General features: G+C 73.6%; 18 protein-coding genes and 1 pseudogene. 12 read left to right on the plus strand and 7 right to left on the minus strand.

Annotated features, from left to right (window positions below; genetic code table 11):
* From ABZW30_RS20205 to ABZW30_RS20225, 5 genes and pseudogenes are all read left to right on the plus strand, one after another.
* Positions 1-567: pseudogene (locus ABZW30_RS20205) on the plus strand (hypothetical protein); the annotation flags it as partial.
* A gap of 278 nt (positions 568-845) precedes the next feature.
* Positions 846-1724 carry an alpha/beta fold hydrolase gene (locus ABZW30_RS20210; protein WP_355672497.1) on the plus strand — a complete coding sequence of 293 codons (879 nt, stop codon included), beginning with the start codon at positions 846-848 and terminating at the stop codon, positions 1722-1724.
* Between the two features lie 413 nt (positions 1725-2137).
* The gene (locus ABZW30_RS20215) at positions 2138-2296 is read left to right on the plus strand and encodes a hypothetical protein (RefSeq protein WP_355672532.1); all 159 of its coding nucleotides are present in this window, start codon (positions 2138-2140) and stop codon (positions 2294-2296) included.
* A gap of 306 nt (positions 2297-2602) precedes the next feature.
* On the plus strand, positions 2603-3241 hold the full coding sequence (locus ABZW30_RS20220) for a DUF6758 family protein (RefSeq protein WP_355672498.1): 639 nt from the start codon (positions 2603-2605) through the stop codon (positions 3239-3241).
* A 57-nt stretch (positions 3242-3298) separates the two neighbouring features.
* Positions 3299-4159 carry a PHP domain-containing protein gene (locus tag ABZW30_RS20225; RefSeq protein ID WP_355672499.1) on the plus strand — a complete coding sequence of 287 codons (861 nt, stop codon included), beginning with the start codon at positions 3299-3301 and terminating at the stop codon, positions 4157-4159.
* 118 nt (positions 4160-4277) lie between these two features.
* Here ABZW30_RS20225 and ABZW30_RS20230 read toward each other — a convergent pair whose 3' ends face one another.
* On the minus strand, positions 4278-4919 hold the full coding sequence (locus tag ABZW30_RS20230) for a suppressor of fused domain protein (protein ID WP_355672500.1): 642 nt from the start codon (positions 4917-4919) through the stop codon (positions 4278-4280).
* Between the two features lie 427 nt (positions 4920-5346).
* Between ABZW30_RS20230 and corA the strand changes: the two genes are divergently transcribed.
* Positions 5347-6468, plus strand: coding sequence for a magnesium/cobalt transporter CorA (corA, locus tag ABZW30_RS20235; protein ID WP_355672501.1), 1122 nt, complete (start codon positions 5347-5349; stop codon positions 6466-6468).
* Positions 6469-6488: 20 nt separating this feature from the next.
* Here corA and ABZW30_RS20240 read toward each other — a convergent pair whose 3' ends face one another.
* Positions 6489-7421: a DMT family transporter gene (locus ABZW30_RS20240; RefSeq protein WP_355672502.1), complete on the minus strand. Its 933-nt coding sequence runs from the start codon at positions 7419-7421 to the stop codon at positions 6489-6491.
* Positions 7422-7578: 157 nt separating this feature from the next.
* Between ABZW30_RS20240 and ABZW30_RS20245 the strand changes: the two genes are divergently transcribed.
* From ABZW30_RS20245 to ABZW30_RS20260, 4 genes are all read left to right on the plus strand, one after another.
* On the plus strand, positions 7579-8118 hold the full coding sequence (locus ABZW30_RS20245; protein WP_355672503.1) for a hypothetical protein: 540 nt from the start codon (positions 7579-7581) through the stop codon (positions 8116-8118).
* A 130-nt stretch (positions 8119-8248) separates the two neighbouring features.
* Entirely contained in the window at positions 8249-9535 is a 1287-nt protein-coding gene (locus ABZW30_RS20250; protein ID WP_355672504.1) for a CBS domain-containing protein, read from the plus strand.
* 76 nt (positions 9536-9611) lie between these two features.
* Positions 9612-10160: a DUF1003 domain-containing protein gene (locus tag ABZW30_RS20255; protein ID WP_355672527.1), complete on the plus strand. Its 549-nt coding sequence runs from the start codon at positions 9612-9614 to the stop codon at positions 10158-10160.
* Positions 10161-10216: 56 nt separating this feature from the next.
* On the plus strand, positions 10217-11377 hold the full coding sequence (locus ABZW30_RS20260) for an Mrp/NBP35 family ATP-binding protein (RefSeq protein ID WP_355672505.1): 1161 nt from the start codon (positions 10217-10219) through the stop codon (positions 11375-11377).
* A 130-nt stretch (positions 11378-11507) separates the two neighbouring features.
* Here the strand turns inward: ABZW30_RS20260 and ABZW30_RS20265 are convergent, their stop codons facing one another.
* From ABZW30_RS20265 to sigE, 4 genes are all read right to left on the minus strand, one after another.
* Positions 11508-12188, minus strand: coding sequence for a hypothetical protein (locus ABZW30_RS20265; RefSeq protein ID WP_355672506.1), 681 nt, complete (start codon positions 12186-12188; stop codon positions 11508-11510).
* Between the two features lie 266 nt (positions 12189-12454).
* Entirely contained in the window at positions 12455-12889 is a 435-nt protein-coding gene (locus tag ABZW30_RS20270) for a sec-independent translocase (RefSeq protein ID WP_355672507.1), read from the minus strand.
* Positions 12890-13016: 127 nt separating this feature from the next.
* Complete coding sequence (locus ABZW30_RS20275) at positions 13017-14024, minus strand: zf-HC2 domain-containing protein (RefSeq protein ID WP_355672508.1); 1008 nt, start codon at positions 14022-14024, stop codon at positions 13017-13019.
* Complete coding sequence (gene sigE / locus ABZW30_RS20280; protein WP_355672528.1) at positions 14021-14866, minus strand: RNA polymerase sigma factor SigE; 846 nt, start codon at positions 14864-14866, stop codon at positions 14021-14023. Before sigE ends, ABZW30_RS20275 begins: the two co-directional genes overlap by 4 nt.
* Before the next feature lie 174 nt (positions 14867-15040).
* On the opposite strand from sigE, the gene ABZW30_RS20285 reads away from it, so the two are divergent.
* Positions 15041-15673, plus strand: a complete 633-nt coding sequence (locus tag ABZW30_RS20285) for an O-methyltransferase (RefSeq protein WP_355672529.1) — start codon at positions 15041-15043, stop codon at positions 15671-15673.
* Positions 15674-15764: 91 nt separating this feature from the next.
* Here the strand turns inward: ABZW30_RS20285 and ABZW30_RS20290 are convergent, their stop codons facing one another.
* Complete coding sequence (locus tag ABZW30_RS20290) at positions 15765-15932, minus strand: DUF3117 domain-containing protein (RefSeq protein ID WP_355672509.1); 168 nt, start codon at positions 15930-15932, stop codon at positions 15765-15767.
* Between the two features lie 294 nt (positions 15933-16226).
* Here ABZW30_RS20290 and ABZW30_RS20295 point away from each other — a divergent pair, with 294 nt between their 5' ends.
* Complete coding sequence (locus ABZW30_RS20295; protein ID WP_355672510.1) at positions 16227-17027, plus strand: enoyl-CoA hydratase-related protein; 801 nt, start codon at positions 16227-16229, stop codon at positions 17025-17027.
* Positions 17028-17084: the final 57 nt, after the last annotated feature.

Genomic DNA, 17084 nt, shown 5'->3' on the forward strand with positions numbered 1-17084 from the left:
ACCCGCAAGCCGAAGGCGGAGGCCGTCGAGGCGGCCACGGCGACCGAGGCCCCGGCCGAGGAGAAGCCCGCCACCCGGACCCGGACCCGCAAGCCGAAGGCGGAGGTCGTCGAGGCCGTCGCCGAGGCGTCGGTCGAGGCTCCGGCCGAGAAGCCGGCCACCCGTACGCGGACCCGCAAGCCGAAGGCGGAGGCCGTCGAGGCCGTCGCCGAGGCGTCGGTCGAGGCTCCGGCCGAGAAGCCGGCCACCCGTACGCGGACCCGCAAGCCGAAGGCGGAGGCCGTCGAGGCCGTCGCCGAGGCGTCGGTCGAGGCTCCGGCCGAGAAGCCGGCCACCCGTACGCGGACCCGCAAGCCGAAGGCGGAGGCCGTCGAGGCGGCCACGGCGACCGAGGCCCCGGCCGAGGAGAAGCCCGCCACCCGGACCCGGACCCGCAAGCCCAAGGCCGTCGCGGAGACCGCCCCGGAGGCCCCGGCCACCGAGGCTTCCGCCGAGGTTCCGGCCCCGCGCAAGCGCACCCGCACCCGCAAGGCCGCGGCCACCCCGGAACCCGCCGTGGAGAGCTGACAGCCACAGCCCCGAAGGGGGGCGGGCCGGGCCGCAATGGCCCGACTCGCCCCCCTTCGGGCGTTCGGGCTCGGGGGAGCGGCATAGGCTCGCCTCGTCGCCTCGTCGCCTCGTCGCGGGAGGGAAGCCGCCCATGAGCGAGCGAATCATCGAGAGGTGCGTGTGGGCGAATGCCCCCGCCGAGCGAAGGAAGGCGGGCGCATGAGCGAGCGCAGCGAGCGAATCATCAAGAGGTGCGTGTGGGCGAATGCCCCCGCCGAGCGAAGGAAGGCGGGCGCATGAGTACTCCACCGTTCCTGACTCTGCCCGGTTGTGCCCGGACGGAGCGTGTGGTGACCGCGCGCGGGGAGTTCGCGGCGCTGCGGGCGGAACCGGACGGGCCGGTGCGCGGGTCCGCGCTGCTGGTGCCGGGGTTCACCGGCAGCAAGGAGGACTTCATCGGGCTGCTGGCGCCGCTGGCGGCCGCCGGGTACCGGGTGACGGCCGTGGACCAGCGGGGCCAGTACGAGACCGGCGGACCGGACGAGGTGGCCGCGTACGGGGTGGCGGCGCTGGGCGCGGACGTGCGGGCGCTGACCGAGGTACTGGCGACCGAGGGCGGGCCGCTGCACCTGCTGGGGCACTCCTTCGGCGGCCAGGTGGTGCGGGAGGCCGTGCTCGCGGCCGCCGCCGAGGGGCCGCTGCCCTGGTGTTCGCTGACCCTGATGGCCACCGGCCCGGGGGCGATCGACCCGGCCGAGGCGGCCCGGACCAAGTTGCTGCTGGACGTCCTGCCGGTCATGACCCTGGAGGAGATCTGGCAGGTCATGCGGCAGATGGACGAGAGCGGCGACGCGCCGAAGCCCGTCCTGGAGCCGGACGTCGCGGAGTTCCTGCACCGCCGCTGGGTGGCCAATGTGCCGCGGGCGCTGGCCGTGACCGGCGGGCACCTGGTGGCCGCGCCGGACCGGGTGGACGAGCTGGCCGCGGTGGCCGCCGGGGTGCTGCCGGTGCTGGTGCTGTCCGGGGTACGGGACTACGCCTGGCCGGTGCCGGAGCAGTCCCGGATGGCGGAGCGGCTGAGCGCCCGCCGGGTGGTCGTCGCGGACGCGGGCCACTCCCCCAACGCCGAGCAGCCGGCTGCCACGGCCGAGGCGCTGGCCGCGTTCTGGGTCTGACCGGCCGGGTTCCGGGCCGCAGGAGCGGCTCCAGCAGCACCCCGCGCGACACCCCCGCCAGAGTGGTCTGAACCACTTCTGGAAGTCCGACCGTCCTCGACGCAGGACAAAATTCGTTAGTTACGGTAATCTTTGATTCTGTCCGGGAATCATCGCCGGCCCTCACGCAGGTGCCAATCAGTCGAAACCTGGACGTTACGGACGGGCAACGGCCCAGTAGCACCGCCACGGCACCGTGGTTGCCCGAGGCATTGGACGCACCAGGCAAGTAGGGGGAGCCCTTGCCGCAGCAGACCGCCGCACGTACGACGCGATCGGTCCGGCCGTACCGCCGGATCCGCAAGACCCCGAGCGGGCTGATACCGACTCAGCCGCAATCGCCCCGCCCCGCGGGGCAAGGAAAGGAGACGCCCATGACCAAGCCCATGCGCTTCGAGATCCTCCGACTGGACGACACCGACGGCACCGCCACCGACCGCCTGATCGCCGACGCCGAGACCGTCCGCGAGTACGTCGAGGCCGCCGCCCGCACCGGCGAGCGCCTGCTCATCCGCCCGTGCCCGACCGTCTGACCAGGCGCGGCGCCCCCGACCGGGAGTCCTCACCCGCCGCCGACGAGCCCGGCGCGTCCGATCCGGACGTTCCGATACCCGACTGACGCCCCGTCATCACATTCGCCGATGACGGGGCGTCAGTGCGTTCGGGGCCTGACCCCGGGGACGTTTGCCGCCGCCCGCGACGGGACATGCCCCAACGGGAACCGCCCGCGACGCCCACCCCGCGTCGGCCGGGCGTCCGCCACCGACAGGTGCCGCCGAGCCGTCCGTACGGGTGATCGTCCTTGACGCGGCGGCCCGGAGGGAGGAGCGTTGTCGGCTATGAGGGGCGAGCCAAGCTGCCCGAGGTGCGCCGGTCGGGTCCGCGCCCCCGGTCTGTTCTCAGACACCTGGCAGTGCGACCGGCACGGAGCCGTGCACCCGATGCAGCCCGTGCTGCCCCCCAGCGTGGAAGCCCTGGGCGTGGCCGTCGCCCGCTCGCAGGTCCCCGTCTGGCTGCCCTGGCCGCTCCCGGTCGGCTGGCTCTACACCGGCATCGCCCACGTCGGCGACGACGTCTCCGGCGCCCGGGCCACCGCCGTCGCCTGCTCCGGTCCGGCCCCGCTCGGCGGCTTCGGCGAGCTGGTGCTGATCGCCGAGGAGCTGGGCGTCGGGCTCGGCGCCCGCTACGCCGGACTGCCCGGCCCGGACCCGGGCGACTCCGTCGGCCTCTACAAGCCCGCCGACGCCAAGCTGATGGCCGCCGGGCGCCCCACCCCGATGTTCCACGTCCCGGACGCCCCGGCCGACCGCGCGGTGTTCGCCGGCGAGGCCCGCGGGCTCTGGCTCTGGGCGGTCACCTGGCCCGAGCAGTCCGCCCTGGTGATGTACGACGAGCTGGTGCTCACCGACCTGCGCGAGGCCGGTGCCGAGCTGGACCTGCTGCCCTGCGGGGCCCTCTCCCCCCGGCTGCTCGGCTGACCGACCCGTGAACGGCCTATCCTGGGCGGCACCCACGAGCCTCCAGGAGTCCGCCCCGTGCGCATCGACCTGCACGCCCACAGCAACGCCTCCGACGGCACCGACAGCCCGGCCGAGCTGGTCGCCGCGGCGGTCGCCGCCGGCCTCGACGTGGTGGCCCTCACCGACCACGACACCGTCGCCGGCCACGCCGAGGCCGCCGAGGCGGTGCACACGCTGCCGGACGGCGCCCGGCTGACCGTCGTCCCGGGCGCCGAACTGTCCTGCGTGGTGGACGGCATCAGCATGCACCTGCTGGCGTACCTGTTCGACCCGCGGGAGCCGGAGTTCGCGCGCGAGCGGGAGCTGGTGCGCACCGACCGGTTCCGGCGCGGGCGGGCGATCGTCGAGCGCTGCCGCGAACTCGGCGCGGACATCAGCTGGGAGCAGGTGCGGCGGATCGCCGGGGCCGGCTCGGTCGGGCGGCCACACATCGCCAGCGCGCTGGTCGAGGCGGGCGTGGTGGCCACCGTCTCGGACGCCTTCACCCAGGACTGGCTGGCCAACGGCGGCCGGGCGGACGTCCGCAAGCACGAGACCGACCCGGTGGAGGCGGTCCGGCTGGTCCGCTCGGCCGGCGGGGTGCCGGTCTTCGCCCACCCGGGCGCCGTCAAGCGCGGCCGGACGGTCTCGGACCGGGTGATCGCCGACCTCGCGGCGGCCGGGCTGGCCGCGCTGGAGGTCGACCACACCGACCACGACGAGGAGACCAGGCAGCGGCTGCGCGGCCTGGCCGGCGAGTTGGGCCTGCTGGTGACCGGCTCCAGCGACTACCACGGCAGCCGCAAGACCGTCCGGCTCGGCGAGTACACCACCGACCCGGCGGTGTACGAGGCGCTGCTGGCGCAGGCCACCGGCGCCGAGCCGATCGAGCGCTGAGCGGAGCGCCGCGCGGGGCGCGGCCGTACCGGCACGCGGGAAGCCTCTGCCGCGCTCCCGCGTACAGAGGCGCGGCACGGGCGTGCGCAGTGGCCCGCACACCCGGCCTGAACGGTCGTCAGTCGAGCCGGACGCCGCGCCGGTCCGGGTCGCGCAGGTCGGTGCCCTGGTTCAGCCAACGCTCCTGGAGCGCGGCCGCGCCGTGCACCCGCTTCCAGCCCGCCTCGTTGGGCGTCATCGGCAGCAGCGGCAGGAAGCGCACCGGCTCGGCGGGCTCGGCCAGTTCGAGGTCCTCGACCAGGCCGCCCGGCTCGGCGGCCAGCACCGAGGTGAAGGGGGCGCCGTCCCAGAGCGGGGCGCCGAGGTCCAGCGAGCCGCCGGGGGCCACCACCAGTCCCTCGACCTGCGGGGTCGCGGCGAAGGTGGCGAGGCTGCGCAGCACGCTGTCGTGCCCGCCGCGCACGGTCAGCACCAGTTCGACGCGCGGGCCGCGCACCTGGTCGGCGACCAGCGCGGTCGGGTCGGCCATCGGCGCGGCGGACATCCCGAGCGTGGTGTAGCGGACCAGTCCGTCGGCGTCCGGGCCGAAGCGCAGCACCTCGATCCGGTCGGCGCCGAGGAAGGTGACGGCGGCGCGGCCGCCCGGTTCGCCGAAGGTGGAGATCAGCCGGGCCTCGACGGCGGCCAGCACCGCCTCCCGGGAGAGTTCCGGGGAGTTGCCGCCGTGGGGGTCGCCGAAGGACGGGAAGTCGTGGGCCATGCCGGTGAGCGTAACCCGCCGGGGTGCGCGGGCTTCGTGCGGGCGGTGCGGCGGGCCCGGGCGTCAAGGGTCCGTAAAGCGGGGGAAAGCCATCGGCGCCGATGCCCGGTCAGATGTTAGGGTGAGCGACTGGCCACCGGGATCGTTCGTCCCGGGGCGGCGGCGCGAAGGAGGTGGTTGCGGTGGATACCGGCCGACCATGCAGTACCGGCAGCTCTGCCCGGCCCCGACTTCCCCGCTCCCCTCGCCTCGCAGGCCGTACCGGCTGATCCAGCCGTAGTGGCCCCGGGCGCGGATCGACGGCGGACGGACCGGCCGGGAGAGCACCCTCATCCCCTTCACCGGTGTTCCTCGCCGCCGCACCACGGCCCTGCTTCCCGCGCTCTCCGTGCCGCCGTGCGACGGCTCCTGCCCCAGGGAGCCTGCCATGTCGATGATCAACAGCCTGCGCGCCGCCGTCCGCACCAACCGCCGTCGGAGCGTCACCGGTCCGTACGACGCCGTGCCGGAAGGCGGCAGCTCGGCGATCGTGGACTGCGCGGTCTACCAGCACGGCCGGCGCAGCGGTGAGACCTGCAGCCCGCACGACGCCGCCCGGCGGGTCAAGGCGGCGCACCAACTCCCGGGCAGCTCGGGGTCGTTCAGCTGGATCGGGCTGCACGAGCCGACCGAGGGCGAGTTCGAGGGCATCGCGCAGCGCTTCGGCCTGCACCCGCTCGCGGTGGAGGACGCGGTGCACGCGCACCAGCGGCCCAAGGTGGAGCGCTACGACGACGTGCTGTTCGCCGTCTTCAAGACCATCCGCTACGTCGAGCACGACCAGCTCACGCCCACCAGCGAGGTGGTGGAGACCGGTGAGCTGATGGTGTTCGCCGGGCGGGACTTCGTGATCACGGTCCGACACGGCGGCCACGGTTCGCTGCAGGAGCTGCGGCACCGGCTGGAAGCGGACGCGGACGAGTCCGGGCTGCTGGCCAAGGGCCCGTCCGCGGTGCTGCACGCGATCGCCGACCACGTGGTGGACAACTACCTGCTGGTCGCCGAGCGACTGCAGAACGACGTGGACGAGATCGAGTACGGCGTCTTCTCGGCCAAGGGCGGGCGCAGCGCCGATGTCGGCCGGGTCTACCAACTCAAGCGCGAGGTACTGGAGTTCAAGCGTGCGGTGGTGCCGCTGCTGCGTCCGATGCAGCAGTTGTCGGAGCCGTCACAGGGGCTGGTGGACCCGGACATCCAGAAGTACTTCCGGGATGTCGCGGACCACCTGGCCCGGGTCACCGAGCAGGTGCACGGTTTCGACGAGCTGCTGAACTCGCTGCTGCAGGCGAACCTGGCGCAGGTCTCGGTGGCGCAGAACGAGGACATGCGCAAGATCACCGCCTGGGCGGCGATCTTCGCGGTGCCCACCATGATCACCGGCGTGTACGGGATGAACTTCGACTACATGCCGGAGCTGCACAACCCGTACGGCTATCCGGCGGTGCTCGGCGCGATCTCGCTGATCTGCGTCGGAATGTACCGGGGTTTCCGCCGCAACGGCTGGCTGTAGGCGGGGCTCCGGACAGGCCCTCAGGGCCGCCGCCCGCCGCGGGCGACCAGGACCAGGCCGAGCAGGATCAGCACCACCGCCGGGTAGGCGGCCGCCGGGGGCCACTGGCCGAGCCAGAGGGCGGCGATCAGGGCCGCGCCCGGGGTCTCCAGCAGGATCGCGGTGGAGGTGATCGAGGGGCCGAGGTTGCGCACCACCCGGTTGCTGAGCGAGTGCCCGAGCAGCTGGGCGACGACCATCAGCAGCACGATCTGCCACCAGGCCCCGGCCGACCAGCCGGACAGTGGTGTCCCGGTGGCCAGGCAGATCACCAGCAGGCCGACCGCGGTGGTGGCGTAGCAGATCAGGGTGTAGCCGGTGGTGCTGACGGTCTTGCGGACCTCGGCACCGAGCAGCATGTACCCGGCCGCGGCGAGGCCGGCGGCGAGGGCGAGGGCGTCGCCGAGCAGGGCGCGCGGGGAGAGTGAGAGGTCGACGCCGGTCAGGACGAGGACGCCGGCGAAGGCGACGACCGTGCCGAGCCAGACCGTGCGCGGGGCGCGGACGCCGAACAGCCGCATCAGCAGGATGGTCCACAGCGGGGTGGTGGTGACCAGGGCGGTGGCGGAGGCCACCGAGGTCATCCGCAGGCTGGGCATCCAGAGTGCGAAGTGCACGGCGAGCAGGGCGCCGGCGGCGATCGCGAGCAGCAGTGCCCGGCGGCCGATGCCGCGCAGTTCGGCACGGTGGCGCAGCAGGGCGTAGGGGCCGAGGACGCCGACGGACATGACGTTGCGCCAGAGGGCGATGGCCAGCGCGGGTGCGGCGGTGGCGCTGATCAGCGGCCCGGAGAACGAGATGCCGCCGATGGAGACGGCGAGCAGCAGCAGGTCGAGGGTGGGGAGCGGGTGCGCGGGCCGGGGGTCGTCGGCGGCGGGGGTGGCAGGGGCGGTCGCGGGCCGGGCGGCGGGCACGGCGCTCCTTCGCTGGTCATGGTGTGGGCGCTCATACGGTAAGGCCCGTGGCCCGCGAATGGAACTGTCGGCCGGGGGCTGAGACATCCGGTGGACGGGAAGGCGCGGGAAGGGCCGGGACGGGACGGCGAAGGCGGGAACCCGTACGCTGTCGGCCATGGACCGTACGCCCGCCGCCGCGACCGCCGACGACTTCCTCGACCAGGCCCTGCTGGAGGAGGCCGCGAAGAAGTCCGGTCTGCTCTGGGTGCGCGCGGACGGCCAGGAGCAGGCCCAGCCGCTGTGGCACGCCTGGCACGACGGCGCGGTGGTGGTGGTCGGCGACGGCGGCGAGCAGCCGCTGCACGGTCTGACGCCGGGCGCCGGGGCCGTGGTCACGGTGCGCAGCAAGGACAAGGGCGGCCGACTGACCGGCTGGAGCGCCAGGGTGGTGGAGCTGGCGCCGGACGGCGAGGCCTGGCGGGGCGCCGTGGAGGAGCTCAAGGGCAAGCGGCTGAACGCGCCCGACACCGACGCCATCACCGAGCGCTGGGCCCGTGAGTGCCGGGTGCTGCGGCTGGAGCCGGCCGGCGCGCTGACCGAGTGCCCGGGGGCGATGCCGGACGGCTCGCACGCGGCTCAGCCGATGCCGACCCCGGCCGTCACCCGCCGCCCGATCCCCGCCGGTCTGCCCAAACTGCTGTTCAAGCGCCGCTGACGGTTCATGTCCACGACTCCTGCGGCCGCTACCGTGCCACTCCGGGCCGGTCCCCGAGCACACGGGTAGCCTTGGCGGCGGGTGTGTTCGGCGCACCCTCCTCACGGCGTCGAGCGATCAGAGGGAGTTCATGGCAGGGCCAGGCACCCGGGTCTTCATCTCCCATCTCTCCGCCATCGCGGTCTTCGACCCGAACGGCGACCAGGTCGGGCGGGTCCGGGACGTGGTGGTCTCGCTGCGGCTCGGCGGGCGCCCGCCGCGGGTGCTCGGTCTGGTGGTCGAGGTCGTCGGCCGGCGCCGGATCTTCCTGCCGATGACCCGGGTGACCAGCCTGGAGTCCGGCCAGGTGCTCACCACCGGCCTGATCAACCTGCGGCGCTTCGAACAGCGCCCGTCCGAGACCCTGGTGCTCGCCGAGCTGCTGGACCGCACCGTCACCTGGTCCAAGACCGGTGAGCAGGTCACCGTGCTGGACGTCGGCATGGTGCAGACCCGGTTGCGCGAGTGGGAGATCAGCAAGGTCTTCGTCCAGGTCGGCCGGGCCGGCCGGCTCCGCAAGGCCAAGGGCGAGCGGCTCACCCTGGACTGGCAGGACGTCACCGGCTTCACGCTGCCCGAGCAGGACCAGGGCGCGGCCAACCTGCTGGCCACCTTCGAGCAGCTGCGCCCGGCCGACCTCGCCAGCGTGATGCACCACCTGTCCGCGAAGCGCCGCGCCGAGGTGGCCGCCGCGCTGCCGGACGACCGGCTCGCGGACGTCATGGAGGAACTGCCCGAGGACGACCAGGTCGAGATCATCGGCAAGCTGAAGGACGAGCGCGCCGCCGACGTCCTGGAGGCGATGGACCCGGACGACGCCGCCGACCTGCTCTCCGAACTGCCCGGCGAAGAGGCGGAGCGGCTGCTCCAGCTGATGGAGCCGGAGGAGGCCGCGCCGGTGCGCCGCCTGCTGTCCTACGAGGAGGACACCGCCGGTGGTCTGATGACCACCGAGCCGATCGTGCTGGAGCCGGACGCGACGGTCGCCGAGGCGCTGGCCCGGATCCGGGTCAGCGACCACAAGCCCGCGCTGGCCGCGCAGATCTTCGTCTGCCGCCCGCCGAACGAGACCCCGACCGGCCGCTACCTGGGCACCGTGCACTTCCAGCGGCTGCTGCGCGAGCCCCCGTACGTCCTGGTCGGCTCGCTGGTGGACGACGACCTGGACCCGCTGCCACCGGACACCCCGCTGTCGCTGGTCACCAGCTACCTGGCGACCTACAACCTGGTGGCCGCGCCGGTGGTGGACGAGGCGGACCACCTGCTGGGCGCGGTGACCGTCGACGACGTGCTCGACCACCTGCTGCCCGAGGACTGGCGCGACGCCGCGCTGCACGCGAGTGACGACGAGAGCGAGGAGATGGCCGGTGGACGGTGACCGCAACGGACGGCCGGACGACTCCGCGCGCCGGCGCCTGCAGGGCGAACTGCGGGAGCTGCGCCAGCTGCGCGAGCTGCGCACCCGCGAGGGAGGCGGCCGGGACCGCCTGGAGACCGCCCCGATCACCGGCACCAGCCGTTCCCGGCTCGACCAGCCGCGCACCGCCCGGCCCGGCCTGCTCTCGCTGCCGTCCTACGACCCCGAGGCCTTCGGCGTACTGTCGGAGCGGATCGCCCGCTTCCTCGGCACCGGGCGGTTCATCGTCTGGATGACGGTGGTGGTCGTCATCTGGATAGGGTGGAACAGCCTGCTGCCGGTCAGCGTGCGCTTCGACGAGTACCCGTTCATCTTCCTGACCCTGGTACTGTCGCTGCAGGCCTCCTACGCGGCGCCGCTGATCCTGCTGGCGCAGAACCGCCAGGACAACCGGGACCGGGTCAACATGGAGCAGGACCGGGCCCGCAGCGACCGCAACATCGCCGACACCGAGTACCTGACCCGCGAGGTCGCCGCGCTGCGGCACGGGCTCGGCGAGGTCGCCACCCGTGACTTCATCCGCTCCGAGCTCCAGTCGCTGCTCAAGGAGATGGACGAACGCCGGGACTCCTCCGGAACGTTGTGACCGGCAGCACGCTACCGACCGGTTAAGCGGTTCGCCCGGAGCCGTACCATCAAGGCATGGCCAACGAGACAGAGGTCGCGGGCGGCGTCACGGAGGAGTCCGTGCGCGAGGTACTGGCGACCGTCAACGACCCGGAGATCAACCGCCCGATCACCGAGATCGGCATGGTGAAATCGGTCGAGATCGCCGAGGGCGGCGCGGTGCGCGTCGCGGTCTACCTGACCGTCTCCGGCTGTCCGATGCGCGACACCATCGTCACCCGGGTCCGTGAGGCGGTCGGCAGGGTGCCCGGCGTGACCGGCGTCGAGGTCGAGCTCGACGTGATGAGCGAGCAGCAGCGCAAGGAGCTCTCCCAGCTGCTGCGCGGCGGCGCCCCCGAGCGGGAGATCCCGTTCGCCAAGCCGGGCACGCTGACCCGCGTCTACGCCGTCGCCTCCGGCAAGGGCGGCGTCGGCAAGTCCTCGGTGACGGTCAACCTGGCCGCCGCGATGGCCGCGGACGGCCTGAAGGTCGCCGTGGTGGACGCCGACATCTACGGCCACAGCGTGCCGCGCATGCTGGGTGTCGAGGGCCGGCCGACCCAGGTCCAGGACATGATCATGCCGCCGCAGGCGAACGGCGTGAAGGTCATCTCGATCGGCATGTTCACCCCGGGCAACGCCCCGGTGGTCTGGCGCGGCCCGATGCTGCACCGCGCGCTGCAGCAGTTCCTCGCCGACGTCTGGTGGGGCGACCTGGACGTGCTGCTGCTGGACCTGCCGCCCGGCACCGGCGACATCGCGATCTCGGTGGCCCAGCTGATCCCCAACGCGGAGATCCTGATCGTCACCACCCCGCAGATGGCCGCCGCCGAGGTGGCCGAGCGGGCCGGCACGATCGCGGTGCAGACCCACCAGAAGATCGTCGGCGTGATCGAGAACATGTCCGGCATGCCGTGCCCGCACTGCGACGAGATGATCGACGTCTTCGGCACCGGCGGCGGCCAGACCGTCGCGGACGCGCTCACCCGCACCGTCGGCGCGACCGTCCCGGTCCTCGGCTCGATCCCGATCGACGTCCGGCTGCGCGAGGGCGGCGACGACGGCCGCCCGGTCGTGCTCGCCGCCCCCGACTCCCCGGCCGGCGCCGCCCTGCGCGCCGTGGCAGGCAAGCTCGGCGGCCGCCAGCGCGGTCTGTCGGGCATGTCCCTCGGACTGACGCCCAAGAACAAGTTCTGACATCGGCGGACAGAACGGGCCGGGTGCGCTCGCACCCGGCCCGTTCGCATGCCCTCGGGCGGCGACGACCCGTCAACCCGCCCAGCGCTGCTGACCGTGTCCCGGACGACCGACCCGCCCCTCGCGGGCCCTACGGGCGGGCGTAGGAGCTCAGGTCGGGGACGGTGGCGAAGCCGACGCCGTAGGCGCTGACGCCACGGCCGAAGGCGCCGAGCAGGATGCCGGGGGCCTCGCCCGCGAGCACCCAGCCGTACTCCGACTCGCGGTAGCGGAAGGGCTGCGGCGAGCCGTTGACCGGCAGGCTGAGGGTGGACCAGCCGGGGCCGGCCAGGTCGTCGGCGAGGTCCCAGGCCAGGGTGCTCTGCTGGTCCAGCCAGTCCTGGCGCACAGTCCGGTCCAGTTGGCCGGGCCAGGTCGCCGCGAGCAGGCCGGAGCCGGCCAGCCAGGCGGCGGAGGAGGCGGAGGTCGCCTCCAGAGTGCCGGTGTTGTCGGCGCTGCGGCGGCTGTCCCGGCGGGCCACGGTGACCACCACGGCGAACTTGCGCATGTCGCGCGGCTCGTACTGCCTGGCCGGCTCGTCGCCGTGGCCGAGGGTGCCGTAGTCGACGCTACCGGCCACCGCCCCGGCGCGGGCGGCGCCGGCGCCGGCCTGCATCAGGAAGCGGCGGCCGGTCCAGCCGTCGTCCAGACCGTACCAGGGGAAGTCGGCGGACAGGTAGGGCACCAGCGGGTCCGCCGGGCCGGCCTGCCCGCCGACCACCGGGCCGCCGGCCGTGGCCGTCGCCCCTCCCACCTGACTCGTCGCGTCCATCCCCGGGCCTCCTCAAAACGCACGTGTGCCTGCCGTGGCGCGCTCCCATGGTGGCGCACCTCGGCGTTCCCGGGGCCGTTCCTGGTCCGCGCAAGCGCGGATGTGACGGACGGCTCAGCGGGAACAATCAGCACAATAGCGGCGTGGATGCCGCTGCCCCGCTCAGCCGGGCGGCCGGGCGGAGCGGTGGCGTCGAGTTCCGGCCGGAGGCCGCAGGGCCGGTCGGTGGGTTTTGTCGGACCCACCACGGACCGGTCGGACAGGCCCTACGTCGCGTCGGGGTCGAACGGGGGACGCTCGCCGGGCTGCAGCGGGGCGCCGGTGTAGGCGGCCGCCGGGGCGGCCTTCTCGAAACCCACGCTGCCCGCCCGGCCGTTCACCGGCGCCCCGGGCTTGTCGTCCAGGACGGAGCGGATGTCGAGCGAGTCCTTCATGTCCTTGAGGCCCAGCGGGTCCTCCTCGCCGCCCATGAGCTGCTTGCGGACGAAGGTCTTGGGGTTGAGGTCCTCGAACTCGAAGTCCTTGAACTCGGGGCCCAGCTCGCTGCGGATGTCCTCCTTCGCGTTGTCGGCGAAGGAGCGGACCTTGCGGATGAAGCCCATGGTGTCCTGGATCAGCTTCGGGAGCTTGTCGGGGCCGAAGATGATGATCGCCATCACGATCAGGGTCAGGATCTCCAGCCCGCCTACGTCGCTGAACACCTTTGCTCCCTAGCTCGCCGGACGACGGTTCCTCCAGAGTAATGGCCACCGGCGGGTCCCTGGTCCACGCTGCGATGAAGCCGTGGTAAAGACCAGCCGGTGGCCGGGCCCGAAGGCGGGGTGTTCGCTAGCGGACCTGCTGGCGAAGGGCCGCGATGGTGCCCGGGTAGCGCTCCGACGAGGAGGACGGGCTCGCCCCGCGGGTGGCGGCGACCGGGCGGCCCGGGAAGTCCACCTGGATCTGCGCGGTCATCGGGACCAGGCCGCTGCGCCCGGTGGTGCCGCTGCCTCCGATCGGGCTGACCGTGGTGCCGTGCTGGTCCTCGCCCTGGGCGAGCCCGCCGACGCCGCCGAGCGTCACCGCGGCGACGGAGAAGGCGCCCGCGGCGGCGAACACCAGGCGGCGCCCGCGCGCGGAGGGGCGGATGGCGGCCGCGGCCGGCTGCGGCCGGGCGGCGGTGCGGTCGGCGGACTCCGGATGGCCGGTGCGCCGGCCCATCAGGGGCCGCAGCACCGAGCCACGGCCGAAGGCACGCGGGTCGACCCCGGGCACCGGGGTGTCGGCGCCGAGCGCGCCCGCGCCGAAGGAGGCGCCGGCGCCGCGGCCGAAGGAGCCGCCGGTGAGCCGGCTGCCGCCGAGCGTGCCGGTGGCGGCGACCCCGCCGCCGGGCAGGTCGTCGTCGTCGCGCCGGCCGCGGTCACCCGGCCAGCCGCCGTCCGTCGGGGCGTCCTCCGGCAGGTTGCCGACGGCCATCAGCCGGGCCATCAGCGAGGTGGACGGGCCGGGGGTGTCGGTGCGGGTCAGCAGGTGCTTGACGGCGCGGCCCTCGTCGGCCTCGGCCTTGCACTGCGGACAGGTGGCCAGATGGGCCTGGACCCGCTCACGCGAGTCGTGCCCGAGCTCGCCGTCCAGGAAGGCGGACAGGCGGTCGCCCAGGTGGTGTTCCTCGGCGGCGGGCTCCACGGGGCGTACCGGCACCGCGCGCAGCGCCGTGTCGCCCGGCAGCGGGAGGGCGGGCGGCAGCGGCTCACCGGGGTCGTCACTGCCCCGGCGGCCCAGCGCCCAGCTCCGCCAGGTCTGGGGCCGGTCGGACGCCTCCGACCGTTCCGGACCGGACCGGCTGGCTCCGCTCACGATCGCCTCCGTCCACGCCCACCCGGCTCAGCCGCGGCCTCGGCGGCGACGGCGCCCACCGGCACCGGCTCCTCCGAGCCACCGCGGCGCTCACGGCCGGGGACCTGGCCGGGGGCGCGGTGCTTGAGCGCGGCGCGCAGATGCGAGCGGCCGCGGTGGATGCGGCTGCGGACGGTGCCGAGCTTGACGCCCAGCGTGGCGGCGATCTCCTCGTAGGACAGGCCCTCGATGTCGCAGAGCACCACGGCGGCGCGGAACTCCGGGGCGAGGGTGTCCAGGGCGTGCTGCACGTCGGCGTCGAAGTGGGTGTCGCTGAAGTGCTGGGCCGGGCTGGGCTCGCGGGAGGCGAGCCGCTCGGCCGCGTCCTCGCCGAGCGCGTCGAAGCGGATGCGCTGGCGGCGGCGGACCATGTCCAGGAACAGGTTGGTGGTGATCCGGTGCAACCAGCCCTCGAACGTGCCGGGGGTGTAGGTCGACAGCGAACGGAACACCCGGACGAAGACCTCCTGGGTGAGGTCCTCGGCGTCGTGCTGGTTGCCCGTCAGCCGGTACGCGAGGCGGTAGACGCGGGCGCTGTGCGCCTCGACGATCTCCTCCCACGTCGGCGGAGTCCAGCTCTGCGCGTCGGGGCCCTCGGCGAAGGTCGCGAGGGTGGGGGCCACGGTGGTACCGGCGGCCGGCGTCTCGGCGGCGGCGGGGTCCAGGTCGGAGTGCGCAGGCTGGTTCATCACGGGCTTCGGCGTACGGGCCGACGCGGTGCCGCGGGAGTGCCGCCGCACAGGGACGTCGCCCTCGGCCACACCTCCTCGGTCGGCTCTTCTGCCCAGCAGGGCCACCACCATATCCACCTCACCCGTCAAGCCCGGATAAAAGTGCCCGGGGGGTCTCCCGCACCCGGTCCTCAGTGACAACGGCCCGCCGCCGTACGCGGTTCCCGCCCGGCCAGTAATCTGTGGCAGGAAATATCGACATCCCTCGGCACCGGGCCGCCGCCCGGGGCTCCGAAAGAGGCAGCCATCAGCGACTTCGGGCCCGCGCGCGCGGCCCTCGCCGACACCTACGTGGGCGAGGACGCGGTGCTGACCTACGCCCGGGCGCAGTCCGCGCGGACCGGGATACGGGCCATCGGGCCGAGCGGCGGGGCGTGCCTGCGGCTGCTGGCCGCGGCGCTGGACGCCAAGGCGGTGGCCGAGATCGGCACCGGCACCGGTGTGTCCGGCGTCTACCTGCTGCGCGGGATGCGGCCGGACGGCGTGCTCACCACGGTGGACTCCGAGCCGGTGCGCCAGCAACTGGCCCGTGAGGCCTACCAGGCCGCCGGGTTCGCGGCCAACCGCTCCCGGTTCATACCCGGCCGGGCGCTGGAGGTGCTGCCCCGGCTCGCCGACGGCCAGTACGACCTGGTGTTCTGCGACGGCGATCCGGCCGAGTCCCGGGAGTACCTGTCGGAGGCTCTGCGGCTGCTGCGGCCGGGCGGGATGGTCTGCTTCGAAGGGGTCTTCCAGGAGGGCCGGCTGGCCGAGCCTGAGCTGCAGGACCCGCAGACCGGCGCGGTGCGGGACTTGGTCCGGGACGTACGGGAGAGCGACGCGCTGCTGCCCGCGCTGCTGCCGGTCTCCGACGGGCTGCTCTGCGCCGTGAAGCGCTAGCGGCCCCGCAGAACGCGCGGGCCCGGGCCGACATGACGTCGTACCCGGGCCCGGCAGCACATCTCCAGGAGATGGCGAGCACCCGCTGCGGTCAGCCCACAACCTTCATGAGGGCGTCGCCGAGGGCTTCAGCCTCGTCAGGCGTGAGCTCCACCACGAGGCGTCCGCCGCCTTCGAGCGGAACGCGCATGATGATGCCCCGCCCCTCTTTGGTGACTTCGAGCGGGCCGTCACCCGTCCGCGGCTTCATGGCCGCCATGCTCGTTCCCCTTCCTGCAACCGCTCAGCTACGCACCGGCAGTCCGTCCACCGCCGGTATCGAACGCATTGATCGGAAGCCATTATCCCGCATGCCACGGCCTGATGACCAACATCACTCTCGGTGCAACATCGGCCGGACCGGCTCCAACCGCCGCAATTGGCGTCATAAGCCCCGGCGTGGCGACCTTGCCGTCACCGCCGGAAGGTGCGATACCTCACACTCCCCAGCCCGCCGTGTGCTCCGGCATCCTGGCACAACCACCGACGACGATCGTTTAGGGAGCCCTCGCCCATGTCCGATTCCGTGCTGTACGAGCTGGACGGCGGCCTGGCCGTCATCACCATCAACCGCCCGGAGGCGATGAACGCCCTGGACGTCGCCACCAAGGTCGCCCTGCGCGACACCGTGACCGAGGCGGCCGCGGACCCGGCCGTGCGGGCGGTGCTGCTGACCGGCGCGGGCGAGCGGGCGTTCTGCGTCGGGCAGGACCTGAACGAGCACCTGGCGCTGCTGAAGCGGTACGAGGAGACCGGTGAGGGCGCGCTGCGGACCGTCGCCGAGCACTACAACCCGCTGACCCGGGCGCTGGCCGGGATGCGCAAGCCGACCGTGGCCGCGGTCGGCGGGGTGGCGGCCGGCGCGGGCGCCTCACTCGCCTTCGCCTGCGACTTCCGGATCCTCTCCGACCGGGCCGGCTTCAACACCGCCTTCGCCGGGATCGGCCTGACCGCCGACTCGGGCGCCTCCTGGACGCTGCCCCGGCTGGTCGGCCACGCCAAGGCCACCGAGCTGCTGATGCTGCCCCGGACGGTCAAGGCCGCCGAGGCGATGGAGCTGGGCCTGGCCACCAAGGTGGTGCCGGCCGAGGAACTCGCCGCCACCGCACGGGTCTTCGCCCGCGAGCTGGCCGAGGGGCCGACCGTGGCCTACGGCGCCATCAAGGCGTCGCTGGCGTACGGCGCTTCGCACTCGCTGGACGAACTGCTCGACAAGGAGGACGAGCTGCAGACCCTGGCCGGCGAGAGCGAGGATCACCGGATCGCGGTGCGCGCCTTCATCGCCAAGGAGAAGCCGAAGTACGTCGGCCGCTAGGGCGCGTCCTGTGGGTCTTGTCGGACCCGGCGAAGATCCGCAGGACACGCCCCGAGG

It is taken from the genome of Kitasatospora sp. NPDC004669 (assembly GCF_040609455.1).
Taxonomy (GTDB): Bacteria; Actinomycetota; Actinomycetes; order Streptomycetales; family Streptomycetaceae; genus Kitasatospora.